The organism is Priestia filamentosa, from assembly GCF_900177535.1.
In the GTDB taxonomy this organism is placed as follows: domain Bacteria; phylum Bacillota; class Bacilli; order Bacillales; family Bacillaceae_H; genus Bacillus_I; species Bacillus_I filamentosa.
This window is the reverse complement of record NZ_FXAJ01000001.1, coordinates 238,407-250,829: the sequence shown is the minus strand read 5'-3', so window position 1 is coordinate 250,829 and position 12,423 is coordinate 238,407. Positions and strand designations below refer to the sequence as shown.

The window sequence follows — 12,423 nt, the reverse complement described above, 5'->3', positions numbered from 1 at the left end:
CCTCCTTTTTATTATGGAAGGGAAACCCCAAGTTTCTTTAATTCTCGCACCGTCTTTGAGAGCGGCAGACCAACTACAGCATAATAATCACCGCTAATTTCTTTAACAAACAAAGCTCCTTTTCCTTGAATACCATACGCCCCTGCTTTGTCCATTGGTTCTCCTGTCCCAATGTAGCGCATTATTTCTTCATCTGTTAACTCATAAAAAGTTACCTCTGTACGACTATAAAAGGTTGATGTCTCTTTTCCTTTTACAAGCGCAACTCCTGTAAAAACTTCATGAGTTCTTCCAGAGAGAAAGCGAAGTGTCTTAAAAGCTTCTTCTTCATCAGACGGCTTACCGAGAATTTTTCCGTCTACAGTTACAATTGTATCTGCACCAAGAACAACTTCCTCATCATTCTTTGGAACAGATTCAGCTTTTTGAGTTGCAAGATCTGTAACAACCTGTGAAGGAGGAAGCTTTTGATCCATATGCTCTTCAATTGTACTTGGGCGAATAGTAAATGTAAGGCCTGCTTCTTGTAGAAGCTGACGACGACGTGGAGAATTAGAAGCTAATACCAATGCTGTTTTCATTATGGAAACTCCTTTGCGTTTATGATTGAGTAGAGAGATACATTCTCATTTTAACAAAGAGAGGGAGCAATCACAATTTGTTCATAATAAAAAGACCCCTTTTCATTCAAAGAGATCTTTACGAAAGTTTAGCAATTACTTTTAAAAGGTTTTTTTGCATCCCTTCTCCACCTTCTTTTGTTAACGGTACTTCAATACTTTTTTCAAGGCTGCTAAGAGAAGTTATATATTCTTTCAAGTCATCTTTCTTTGAAAGCGTACCAAGCTGTGTTTTAAGTTCCTTTAAAGCTTCTTGTTCCACTTCCTCTCCCTCAACTGCTTTTGAAGATTGAACAATAGCCGTCTGAAGAAGCATTGCAAGATGCTCTCCATCTTTATCAGCAATATCTTTCGCTTGCAAATCTCCTTCGTACTTTTTAGCATATACAGATACGCCCTGTTCCTCTATTCTTTTACCAAGAGCTCTCGCTTCACTCAAAGTTGGTGAAATTCCTGCTATAAGAGTGAATTTATCATTTTGCTTTATAACTTCAACAGGTACAGATAGCTTTCTCCCTTCTTTTTCAGCGGCCTCTTTTGTAGAGAAAACACCTGCCTGCACAATAAAAGCATCTAGCTTAATTGTAAAAGAAGATTTCTTTTGCTCTTTCTGTTCTGTCTTTTTTCCCTCACTATTTGAACTGACCGATTCTTTTGGTTCAGAATCTTTTCCTTCTTTTGCTTGTGCTATTTTCTCTTGTTTAGGCGTCTTCTCTTCCGTTGCTGTCAGCATGTTTACGCTAAACAACCCAAGACCTATTCCTACTAGACAAGCACATGCTACAATGCCTACTATCTTAAACCAAAACGGTTTTTTCCCTGGTGGAAGAGAAGATTTCCTTTTAATAAGCTTCTTGTTTCTTTCCTGTTTATAGCGATCTACCTTTTTGAGCGGAACAATGTTTGATTCCTCCGCAGTTGCTGATATTTCCTTTTCTGTTTCTGGAAGCACCCATGAAAACGTCTTTTTATTGTTCTGTTTTTTGCTTAATGTTGCTTCTTGTTTCTTTCCATTAATTTTAACTAATATTTTATCTGAGGATTGCTTGTCCACCATTTCACCACCCTGTTAGTCCATGATTGTACGTTAGAATAGTACCGTCTCCTTAAAACCTACACCAACCCTATCACATTAAAATAAAAAAAGAACAAGACATTTGTCGCCTTGCTCGTAGTTTCTTTCGACAATATGTGTTGTTCTTCTTTGTATTATTCATTTTTAAAAGGCGTTGTTTTTCCTTCACCATCAGGAGTACTGAGTTCATTCGGTTTAGTTGGCATATTAGTTAATGATGGATAATAAAAAACTGTAAAGCTAAGCACATACTGTGGCAACTGCTCTGTTGTACTTTCGCTTTCCTCATCTGAAGGCTCGACGTTCTCCTCACTTTTAGCAGGCTGAATTGATAGCCCTTCAATTGCAACTCCACGCTCACTTTTATTAAAATCATTTAGAAAGCCTAGCGCTTCTTCATATGTTGAAGCTTCGAATGTCACTTCAATGCTTTGCCCCTTTAGGTTGCCTGGCATATGCAGAGGCATATTTCCAACCTCTCGCTTATGCTCATTCCATCTTTCATATTCTTCTAAGCTTTGATTTTTCTCGCGCTGTTTCTTTATGATTTCATCTTTTCCAAAAGCCATATCAACGATTGTTATGTTCGCTTTTAGCTCTGCTTTTTCTATCGAAAGTAAAATGTCTTGTAAGTTCACGTCAATCGGAATAGTTTTTTGTAAATTATAGGCATCTTTTGCGGTAACTTCTTTTCCTTCACTTTCTATTTTCAGCTTGTTAGTATATGCTTGCTCTTTCTTTAACGTCTCTGCCTTTACTTCTTCTTTAAGTTCAAGAGGAGCATAGTAGTGATGATAAAGCCAAAAAATGAGAAAGAATAAAACAAGGAAACAAATACTTAATATCAATACGTGTTTTTTCTTTACAGACCATATCATTTATTCTGTCTCCTCTTGCTTTTCACTCTGTGTTTTAAGCTGCTCTAAGTCTATGATGAGAGAATATGTTGCTTGATATGTTGATAGTTCCCCATCTTGCGTCTCCACTTCTTCTGTAACATGAGATGTATCAATAGACAAAAGGCTCGCTTTCTCAACAAGTGATGAATCTTTTAAGTTTTGTAAATAAAAAGCTGCATCACGATGATTTTCAAGCTGAATTTCTAATGAAAGCACATTATAGTCGTCTAGATAAAATTGCTCGATATAACCATTTTGAGGAAGCTCTTCAACTAAACTTGTTAATAGAAGGTTAAGGTCTCCTTTTCTACTTTCACTCCAATCCACTGCATTTTTCAAATCATGATACTCTCCGATCCAGCTTGGCACATTTAAAGTTTCTCTCGTTTCTTTTACTTTTGTGATTTGCGCTTCTGTACGGCTAATATTTTCTTTCTTATCTTGATATTGAATATACCCATAAAGAAGAACTCCAATAGCAAAAACGATAAGGATTAGAAAAAGAAGCAATGGAGCTATATTACGCGGTTCTTTCTCAGGTAAGAAATTCACATCTCCTATCATAAGTGCACCTCTCTAAGTGCAAGACCAAATGGAACATAGCCACTTTCAGGCACACCAACTCGGTCATGAAGAAATAAAGCGTCTTTTTGAATATGAGATACCTTCACATGTAATGATTGCTGAAGCCTTTTGTGAAGGGAGCTAAAAGCTGGATGATGCCCACTAACAAGTACACCATTTATTTTCTTCCCAAGCGTTATTTCACTTGATGTATACACACTAATCAATCCTTCTATTAAGTGATTCATATAGTCGTTAAACTCAGTGTCAGCGCCTTTCCAAATAAAAGCGTCCTCTTCGTTCTTCCAGTACTCCATCCACTCATAAAAAGATAAAAACTTTAGAAATACAGGTTGATGTTTTTCGAAAGTCGCAATTTGTACCCCTTCTAAATCAATATTCATTAGCATAAAAACCCCATCACCTGCTAAATCGAGATGATAAAAAAGCCTGTACAAAGCAATGGATGAAACGCTAGCTCCAATTGGTTTTAAATTTGTTTCTTCTAAGAGCGCTACATAATCAATAAGCTCTTTTTCAGGTGTTGCAAAAACAATAGCTTTTTTTTCTTCTTCCATTTCTTCTTTATAAAAATAGTCAATCATAGGATCTTCAAACGGGATATCGTCTTTTAATTCTTGCAATATGTACTCTTTTTCTTCATTCTTATCCATCTCAAAGGGAAGGATAACTTCCTTTAGGGCAACAAGATCATCTGGTACTGTAAAATGAACAAGCTGTTTTTGCATTTTCCACTCTTTTAAATGTTTTTGTAAAATTGCTTGTAGTTTTACATAATCCTTAATTCTGCCTTTTTCTACAATTCCCCTTTTCAAAGCAATCGTATGATAGATTGGCTGTTCAAAGGCATTTTCTTTATTTGTCTGAAGCACTCTTATTTCATAATCCTTGATTACAATGTTAACCAGCTTGTTTTTTTGAAAAAAACGAAATTTCATGCTGTTCACACACCTATTCCTACAAAAGTCATCATGCAAAGACCTAGAGTAATATGATTCTAGCCCCTTGTATATTAAACAATTATCACGCAATCTATCATTAAATGAAAAATCCCATATACCAACTAAATAACTGATCACCTTTCATATATACAATAAATGTTCCAAACGCAATATAGGGGCCAAAAGGAAATGGCTTACCCTTTTGAACTCTTCCAATTATCATCCCAATAACTGCACCACATGCTCCAAACAAGACAGCAAGAAATAAAGAAAGAAATACCCCTTTTATCCCTAGAACAAGGCCGATAACACCAAATAATTTCACATCCCCTCCTCCCATACCACCTCTGCTAAGGAGAAGAATAGCAAGCAGAGCAAGATAACCAAGTGTTCCTCCTATTGCCATATGTGAAAAAGAAGCAAGAGAAAAATACCATTGTTCCAAAATGAGGATAGGTAAGAAAAATAAAAGAAGTGAATTCGGTATAACCATATAAGAAAGGTCTGATACAATGACCATTATTAATAAAGAAGAGAGCGTTATATATAACAAACCTTCTCCGAATCCATTTGTTATAAAAGGAGCAAGGGAAAAAAGCACAGCAGTACTGAGCTCAATAGTTGGATAAAGAGCTGATATCTTATATTCACATACTCTGCATCTTCCTTTTTGCCATATGTATGAAATAACGGGAATAAGCTCTATTACCTGCAGCCTTGAGTTGCATGAAGGACATCTTGATGATGGATAAATTAAAGATTTTCCAATCGGAAGTCTTAATCCAACCACATTAAAAAAAGAGCCTAAAACTAAACCTGAACAAAATAGATAAATCGTAATGATTGTCATTTTTCGATCATCCCATCTAAAGATTTTTAATCTTTCAAATGGAAACCTCATCCGTTTTTCTATTGATTTGAAAACCATTCTCCAATGCTCGGAATTAGAAATGATGCAAGTACTGCAAGAATGAAAACAATCACAATAATCCCGAAAAGAGAAAAACCTTGCTCTGTTTTTAAAGTCAAATGCTTAAATTTATTCATAAAAGGCATACTCCTTTTTCTTTCTAGTATGCTCTTGTCTACAGCGAGAATTCACAAAAAGGAGAAATTTTATTCAGGATGGTTTACCTCCCTTTCTTCTTTTGGACCTCTAACTTCTTTAGAAAAAACAGGAGGGTAATAATCATCATTCATCACTTCAACAACCTGATCTTCTTTGCCATTTGTTATGTATCGCACAACTTCAATACTCTCCCCCTGTTTTCCTGTTCGTTCAATACGGGTTTCATTAACATTCAAAATCGGGTCATACTCTACAATTGTTCGAGGAGGATATGTCTCTTTCCTTCTCTCTTTTACTACAATTTTCTTTTTCAATTCTTTTCCACTTACTGTCGTAATAAGCTTATTACCCACAACCTTAACAGTGATAACATAGGAAGTTAAATGCGGATTTTCGAAGGTTAAATCTTCTTTTCCAAGTGAAACATAAGCTTCATATCCAAGAGGAACATGATACTGCCTTGTAGTACTTATATGTCGCTCTGTGATTGCAAAATCGGTATGTAACATAGCTTCGTAGAGAGAGGAAGTGAGCACTTCCCTACTTTCTTGGAAAAAACTTTCCTCATATTGAGTCAGAACTGCATAATTAAATGAAAATTCGTCCTTGCTGCCAACTGTCCATGAAGAAGAAGATCCAAATAGTTGTGAAAGATTTTCTTTACTTTCTTTTGATAATGGTCGTTCAACTTCAGCTACTACGGTCTCTTCTAAAGGTTCTGGTTCTTTTATATAGGATTGCAACACAAATAACGTCTTTGTAGCTAAACGTTGGCTTTGGTTCACTATCGTTTTTTCAAGACTTTTTTTATTTACTTTCTTTTGATCTTCAGCTTTGACATGATTATAAAGATCTCCATATAACTTATCCTTGTTGATATCAACAATTAAAGACTCATTCTTTTGGGTTTCAGCATGTTTCAGTGATTCTTTAAGATGAAAAACAACGACTGATCGGTCGAGGAGCACTTCTTCTTTATCATATGAAAAAGTAAGATGGCCACTTTGTTGCCACTCCTTAACTTTATTATTAACCTTTTCATATGCTTTCTCATAAGAAAGACCACCAATTGAGATGCCTGCTATTTTTGTTCCTTTTGCAAATGATGTGTTTGAACCAATGATTTTTTCATAAGCCCATACGCTTCCCTGTGAAATAACAATGCATGAAAGAACAAAAAGTAATAAAAATAAAAAGATTTCCCTTCCCTTTTTAGTGAATCTCACTAGAACACCTACCTCTGTTCTATCTCTTTCTTTTTCAGAATCATTAGTTTTTTTCACATTCACTATGTTGCTCTTTATACATATCTAACAACATGCATGTAAACTAACCATACCCTCACATCAAAAGGTCTTTGGACCTAGTTCTATATAACTTGTTTTTTTCCTTTATAACCAAGGCTTTACACCTCCTATTTTATACTAAGCTAGTAAATTTTGAAAGACTCCGCTGTAAGTTAATACATAAAAAAAGAGAACTCTTTTTAGAGCTCTCTTTTTCTTTTCCTTACGATAGAAGATAGTTTCGAACTTCTGAAATAAAATAAAGGGAACCTGTTATAAGAAGAAGATCTTTCCCTTTTGTGAGATTTTGTTTCCCTTTTTCAATCGCTTTTTTAAAATCCATTTCTATCACTTTTGAACTATGTTGACTTACAGCCGCTATATGTTCTGGATTGTCTGCTCTTGGAAAATCAAAGGTCGTAAATATAATGCTTGTTGCGATTTCCTCAAGTCTTGTAACAAGTTCTGTAGCTTCTTTATCTTTTAAACATGAAAACACAACGTGAATACTATATTCCTTATAATGACGTTTCACCGTTGAAACAAGACTCTCAATCCCTTGAATGTTATGAGCACCATCTAGAAAAATGAGTGGATTTTGGCTTATTTGTTCAAAACGTCCAAGCCATGCTGTTCGTTTTAATCCTTCATATATCTTGTTACCTTCTATATTTAAAAGTCCTGTTTTCTTTAAATATAGAAGTGCTGCAAGAGCTAAAGCTGCATTTTTCACTTGATGAGCACCAAGCATTGACAGCTTAACGTCTGAAAGAACAATATCAAATCCGGAAAATTGAAATCTTTCACTTAACTCTTCAGCTTCTAGAGAAGAAGTGTAAAAATCTCTTTCAAGCACGTAAACAGATGCATTTTCAGCTTTGGCCTTCTGTTGGATGACATCAAGTGCGTCTTTTTGCTCAACAGCAGTAAAAAGCGGAATATTTCTTTTAATAATGCCTGCTTTTTCTCCTGCAATTTCTTTGATTGTATTTCCTAAAATATTCATATGATCGAATCCAATGTTTGTAATAATAGTAGCAATTGGATTCAATACATTTGTAGAATCAAGCCGACCCCCAAGACCTGCTTCAAAAATAACAAAGTCTTGTTTATTCACTTTTCCAAAATAGTAAAAAGCCATCACTGTAATAACTTCAAATTCTGTAGCTTCTCCAAAATTTGTCTCATTTAAGCTCTCTACTACACCTTTTACCTCATTTACAAGATGAACAAGCTCTTCGTCTCGTATTGGCTTGCCGTTTACGCTAATCCGTTCATTGAAGGTCTCAATGTATGGAGAAGTGAATGTTCCAACAGTATATCCCCCTGCACAAAGCATCTCACGCAAATAAGAAAGCGTAGAGCCTTTTCCATTTGTACCTGCAATATGAATTGCCTTCAGCTGCTTATGAGGGCTTCCTAGCTTTTCTAACATCCAGCTCATTCTCTCTAAGCCAGGCTTAATGCCAAACTGAAGTCTTCCATGAATCCAGCTCCGTGCTTCATTATATGTAGAAATCATTCTCTTCTGTCCTTTCATGTATAGGAAAGACGAATCTTAAAAAAGATTCGTCTTCTGATTATCCCTTAATTTCTTCAATACGTTTTTTCACAATTTCTCTTTTCTCTACATAGTCTTTCTCTTTTTGGCGTTCTTCTTCTACAACTTGTTCTGGCGCCTTGCTCACGAAACGTTCATTGCTTAATTTCTTTTGAACACGATCTACTTCTTGATTAAGCTTTTCTAGCTCTTTTTCTAAACGAGCAATTTCTTCTTCAATGTTAATAAGCCCTTCAAGCGGTAAAATAAGCTCTGCCCCTGTTACAACGGCTGTCATTGCTTTATCAGGAGCTGTTAAGTCTACATCGATTGTAAGCTCACTTGGATTACAGAAACGCTCAATATACGCTTTATTTTTTGAAAGTTTTTCTTTAATGTCTGCACTATTTGCTTTAATCATCAGCTTAATTTGTTTGCTCATTGGCGTATTTACTTCAGCACGAATATTACGAACAGAACGAATAATATCAACAAGAAGGTTCATTTCCCCAGCAGCTTCTTTGTTTGTTAACTCCTCTTTTACTGTAGGCCAGCTTGCTGTTGTAATTGATTCGCCTTCATGCGGCAAGTTCTGCCAAATTTCCTCGGTAATAAACGGCATAAACGGATGAAGAAGGCGCATTGTTTGATCTAATATATATGCTAAAACAGAACGAGTTGTTTTCTTAGCCTCTTCATCTTCTCCATAAAGCGGAAGCTTCGCCATTTCAATATACCAATCACAGAAATCATCCCAAATGAAGTTATATAGTGCACGACCAACTTCACCAAATTCGTAGCGATCAGCAAGGTTTGTCACACTCTCAATTGTTTCATTTAAGCGTGTTAAGATCCATTTATCCGCTACAGATTTTTCACCTGATAAATCCAGTTCTTCATATTTAATTCCGTTCATATTCATTAGAGCAAAACGTGATGCATTCCAAATTTTATTTGCAAAGTTCCACGTTGACTCTACTTTTTCAAAGCTAAAACGTAAGTCTTGGCCAGGGGAACTTCCTGTTGAAAGGAAGAAGCGAAGTGAATCTGCTCCGTATTTCGCAATAACGTCCATTGGATCAACGCCATTACCTAATGACTTACTCATTTTTCGTCCTTCAGCATCACGTACAAGACCGTGAATAAGAACATCTTTAAATGGGCGTTCTCCTGTGAACTCTACACCTTGGAAAATCATACGAGATACCCAGAAGAAAATAATATCATAACCTGTTACAAGCGCTGCTGTTGGATAGTAACGCTTAAAATCTTCTGTTTCTTCTGGCCAACCCATTGTTGAGAAAGGCCAAAGAGCAGAAGAAAACCATGTATCTAATACGTCATTATCTTGTTCCCAGTTTTCAATATCTGCTGGAGCTTCTTCTCCAACATATACTTCACCTGTTTCTTTATGATACCAAGCTGGAATGCGGTGTCCCCACCAAAGCTGACGCGAAATACACCAATCACGAATATTTTCCATCCAACGTAAATATGTTTTTTCAAAACGGTTTGGCACAAAGTTTACTTTGTTTTCTTTCTCTTGAAGTTCTACAGCAGCATCTGCTAAAGGCTGCATTTTTACAAACCATTGTGTTGAAAGATATGGTTCAACAACTGCTCCACTTCTTTCACTATGACCTACAGAGTGAAGATGCTCTTCAATTTCAAATAGAACGCCTTCTTCTTGCAGATCTTTTACGATTGCTTTCCGACACTCAAAGCGGTCCATTCCTTCATACTTCAAAGCTTTCTCATTCATCGTACCATCTTGATTCATAACAAGAATACGTTCAAGATTATGACGGTTTCCAATTTCAAAGTCATTCGGATCGTGTGCAGGTGTAATTTTAACAGCTCCTGAACCAAACTCCATGTCAACATAGTCATCGCCAACAATTTCAATCTCACGGCCTACAATTGGTAGAATTGCTTTTTTACCAATAAGATGCTTATAGCGTTCGTCTTCAGGATGAACAGCAATTGCTGTGTCACCAAGCATTGTTTCCGGACGAGTTGTTGCAATTTCGATATACCCAGAACCATCTGCAAGAGGATAACGCATATGATAAAAAGCACCTTGTACATCTTTATAAATAACTTCGATATCTGAAAGAGCCGTTTTTGTTGCAGGATCCCAGTTGATAATATATTCCCCGCGGTAAATAAGTCCTTTATTATAAAGGCTAACAAACACTTGACGAACAGCTTTTGATAAACCTTCATCTAATGTAAAACGCTCTTTAGAGTAATCTAAACCAAGCCCTAATTTTGACCATTGTGTACGAATATGTGCTGCGTATTCTTCTTTCCATTTCCAGGTTTCTTCTACAAATCTCTCACGCCCTAAATCATAGCGAGACTTGCCTTCTTCACGTAGCTTCGCTTCCACTTTAGCTTGTGTCGCAATTCCAGCATGGTCCATCCCTGGAAGCCATAGCACATCATACCCTTGCATTCTTTTCATACGTGTTAAAATATCTTGTAATGTTGTATCCCATGCATGACCTAAATGTAGCTTTCCTGTTACGTTTGGCGGTGGAATGACAATTGTGTATGGTGGCTTATTTTTGTCATCTTTTGCTTCAAAAAACTTTCCTTCTAACCAGTATTGATAACGCCCTTCTTCGATCTTTTGCGGATCATACTTTGTCGGCATCGTGTTTTCTTGTTCTGACATCTTATTCCCTCCAGCTAAAGTAAAATAAATAGTATGCAAAAATGCATACAAAAAACTCCTTCCATCTTGAAAAGGACGAAAGGAGTGAAGTTCGCGGTACCACCTTTTTTCAAAAAACGCCACACTTTGGGCGCTTTTGCACTTGAAAAGATAACGGCTTTTCGCCGACTTTTTCTAATAGGACTGAGCCGTTCAAAAAAGCAACTTGCAGGTGACTTTCTAACGCGATTGCTTAAGAAACTTCTCAGCATATAGTCTCTCTCTCTTGAAGCATCTTTCGTTATACTCTTCCTGCGCACTGTATTAGCATTAATTTCGTTTACTTCTATATACTATACAAAAAAATTATAAATCGTCAATAAGCTTCTCCATCTTTTTTCACTTTTATTCCTCATTTTTCACTTTTCTTCTTTAGGCACATTGCCTAAGTGTTCAACATATAATGTAAAAACATCTGTTATCGTAAGGAGATGAGAAATTTGAAGCAGCGTTTCAATTCTTATTCATTAAAGAAATGGGCCCAGAACGCAGGAGCTGTTTGCTCTCAATTTATTATCCCGCTCACTGTTTTTCAAGCGGTACGTACAATTGTTTTCCCATCTATCCTAGACGTTTTTCTTCTGTTGATTTTCATAGCTATTCTATTATCAATTTATTTTGAATGGATTTAAAAAAGAACTAGCCCTCTTGTTCAGAGGCTAGTTCTGCCATTTCTTTTTGTTTTTCAACTTCTACAATTTTTGTGACAAGTGCTTCAACGTTTTTCATATGCCAGTAGCTTTCCATAAGCATCTTGACGTGATATTGCTCATTACTACTGTTCTTCTGATATCTTTCAAATGCTTTGTAGAAACGTTCAGGGAAAGCTAAATATGCACAAAATAGCCTTTTCTCTGTCTCGTTTAAAGGAAAGTGACTTTCATAGTTCTCAAACCACTCATACACATCTAGATTTTGAAGAGGATATGTTTTTAAAGAACGATAATAGAAATCTGCTAAATCATATACAGGGGAACCTTCTCTCGCTTCTTCAAAGTTAATAAAATATCCATTTTCATTCTCATCATAAACAAAATGTTTTGTAGAAACCTTACCATGATTAATTACTAAACGGGTTTTTTCTTCCTCTTTTGCGGTCTCATACCATTTTTCAAATTGTTCTTTTGCAAATGTAAGGGACCTTGTCATTTCGTAGTAAAAGGTACAAAAATATAGCTGAAAAGGAGACATATATACCTCTTTTTCACTTTGTTCTACATATGTTGCCATAGCTGTTTCTCTTTCGTTCCAACGTGAGACAAGCTCTTCATAATGTTTTTCTTTTTCTTTTACATCAATTTTCTCTTCATAAGATGAAAAGGCATGAAGCTCTGCAAGTTCTCGAAACAGCTTATATGGCAATGAATCCTGTTCTTCTCTCCGTTCGTTCAGAAACCAATGTGTCAAATAAAACTGTTCTGACACTCCTTTGGAAAAGTACTGGCCTTCTAACGTTGGATAAACAGGCACAAGCTTTGTAAACCCATTTTTGTGTAACTTTGTCATCTTCTGAACAAAATGGGGATTACGCCAAGAGGAGGATAGCCTTTTAAGCGCAAACACTCCTTTTGACGTAAATACTTTTTTCACTTTGCCATAGTCTTCAATATAGTCTGCCTGTAAGCCATATTGCTGTAGAAGGGGCCCATATGCTCTTAGACTATTTTCCATTCTTGCCCCACTCTCTTT

12 protein-coding genes and 1 other annotated feature are annotated in these 12,423 nt (G+C 36.1%); of the genes, 1 reads left to right on the top strand and 11 read right to left on the bottom strand.

The window, feature by feature from the left end:
• Positions 1–11: 11 nt before the first annotated feature.
• The 10 genes from B9N79_RS01335 to B9N79_RS01295 all read right to left on the bottom strand — a co-directional run bounded on the left by B9N79_RS01335 (position 12) and on the right by B9N79_RS01295 (position 10,695).
• Positions 12–581, bottom strand: coding sequence for a Maf family protein (locus B9N79_RS01335; protein ID WP_019391325.1), 570 nt, complete (start codon positions 579–581; stop codon positions 12–14).
• 118 nt (positions 582–699) lie between these two features.
• On the bottom strand, positions 700–1,674 hold the full coding sequence (locus B9N79_RS01330; RefSeq protein ID WP_040056856.1) for an SPOR domain-containing protein: 975 nt from the start codon (positions 1,672–1,674) through the stop codon (positions 700–702).
• A 155-nt stretch (positions 1,675–1,829) separates the two neighbouring features.
• Complete coding sequence (locus B9N79_RS01325; protein WP_046217884.1) at positions 1,830–2,573, bottom strand: hypothetical protein; 744 nt, start codon at positions 2,571–2,573, stop codon at positions 1,830–1,832.
• A complete protein-coding gene (locus B9N79_RS01320; RefSeq protein WP_046217885.1) occupies positions 2,574–3,158 on the bottom strand; it encodes a hypothetical protein in 585 nt (194 codons plus the stop codon).
• Positions 3,155–4,117 (bottom strand): type IV pilus biogenesis protein PilM, encoded by a 963-nt coding sequence (pilM, locus tag B9N79_RS01315; protein ID WP_040056859.1) that lies wholly within the window; start codon positions 4,115–4,117, stop codon positions 3,155–3,157. Before pilM ends, B9N79_RS01320 begins: the two co-directional genes overlap by 4 nt.
• 100 nt (positions 4,118–4,217) lie before the next feature.
• Positions 4,218–4,970: a prepilin peptidase gene (locus B9N79_RS01310; RefSeq protein ID WP_046217990.1), complete on the bottom strand. Its 753-nt coding sequence runs from the start codon at positions 4,968–4,970 to the stop codon at positions 4,218–4,220.
• A 59-nt stretch (positions 4,971–5,029) separates the two neighbouring features.
• Positions 5,030–5,167 (bottom strand): pilus assembly FimT family protein, encoded by a 138-nt coding sequence (locus B9N79_RS25955; protein ID WP_019391319.1) that lies wholly within the window; start codon positions 5,165–5,167, stop codon positions 5,030–5,032.
• 69 nt (positions 5,168–5,236) lie between these two features.
• A complete protein-coding gene (locus B9N79_RS01305) occupies positions 5,237–6,478 on the bottom strand; it encodes a VanW family protein (protein WP_040056860.1) in 1,242 nt (413 codons plus the stop codon).
• 220 nt (positions 6,479–6,698) lie between these two features.
• Complete coding sequence (locus B9N79_RS01300; RefSeq protein ID WP_019391317.1) at positions 6,699–7,997, bottom strand: bifunctional folylpolyglutamate synthase/dihydrofolate synthase; 1,299 nt, start codon at positions 7,995–7,997, stop codon at positions 6,699–6,701.
• A 58-nt stretch (positions 7,998–8,055) separates the two neighbouring features.
• A complete protein-coding gene (locus tag B9N79_RS01295; protein WP_046217886.1) occupies positions 8,056–10,695 on the bottom strand; it encodes a valine--tRNA ligase in 2,640 nt (879 codons plus the stop codon).
• A gap of 68 nt (positions 10,696–10,763) precedes the next feature.
• Positions 10,764–11,003, bottom strand: a binding site (T-box leader).
• 171 nt (positions 11,004–11,174) lie between these two features.
• Here B9N79_RS01295 and B9N79_RS01290 point away from each other — a divergent pair.
• Positions 11,175–11,366 carry a hypothetical protein gene (locus B9N79_RS01290; RefSeq protein WP_019391315.1) on the top strand — a complete coding sequence of 64 codons (192 nt, stop codon included), beginning with the start codon at positions 11,175–11,177 and terminating at the stop codon, positions 11,364–11,366.
• A 7-nt stretch (positions 11,367–11,373) separates the two neighbouring features.
• On the opposite strand, the gene ysxE is transcribed toward B9N79_RS01290, so the two are convergent.
• A complete protein-coding gene (gene ysxE, locus B9N79_RS01285; protein WP_040056864.1) occupies positions 11,374–12,405 on the bottom strand; it encodes a spore coat protein YsxE in 1,032 nt (343 codons plus the stop codon).
• Positions 12,406–12,423: the final 18 nt, after the last annotated feature.

Coding starts and splice junctions, on each gene's coding strand:
- B9N79_RS01320 (WP_046217885.1), bottom strand. CDS start 3,158: ATGATAGGAGATGTGAATTTCTTACCTGAGAAAGAACCGCGTAATATA.
- B9N79_RS01300 (WP_019391317.1), bottom strand. CDS start 7,997: ATGATTTCTACATATAATGAAGCACGGAGCTGGATTCATGGAAGACTT.
- B9N79_RS01325 (WP_046217884.1), bottom strand. CDS start 2,573: ATGATATGGTCTGTAAAGAAAAAACACGTATTGATATTAAGTATTTGT.
- B9N79_RS01310 (WP_046217990.1), bottom strand. CDS start 4,970: ATGACAATCATTACGATTTATCTATTTTGTTCAGGTTTAGTTTTAGGC.
- ysxE (WP_040056864.1), bottom strand. CDS start 12,405: ATGGAAAATAGTCTAAGAGCATATGGGCCCCTTCTACAGCAATATGGC.
- B9N79_RS01295 (WP_046217886.1), bottom strand. CDS start 10,695: ATGTCAGAACAAGAAAACACGATGCCGACAAAGTATGATCCGCAAAAG.
- B9N79_RS25955 (WP_019391319.1), bottom strand. CDS start 5,167: ATGAATAAATTTAAGCATTTGACTTTAAAAACAGAGCAAGGTTTTTCT.
- B9N79_RS01335 (WP_019391325.1), bottom strand. CDS start 581: ATGAAAACAGCATTGGTATTAGCTTCTAATTCTCCACGTCGTCGTCAG.
- pilM (WP_040056859.1), bottom strand. CDS start 4,117: ATGAAATTTCGTTTTTTTCAAAAAAACAAGCTGGTTAACATTGTAATC.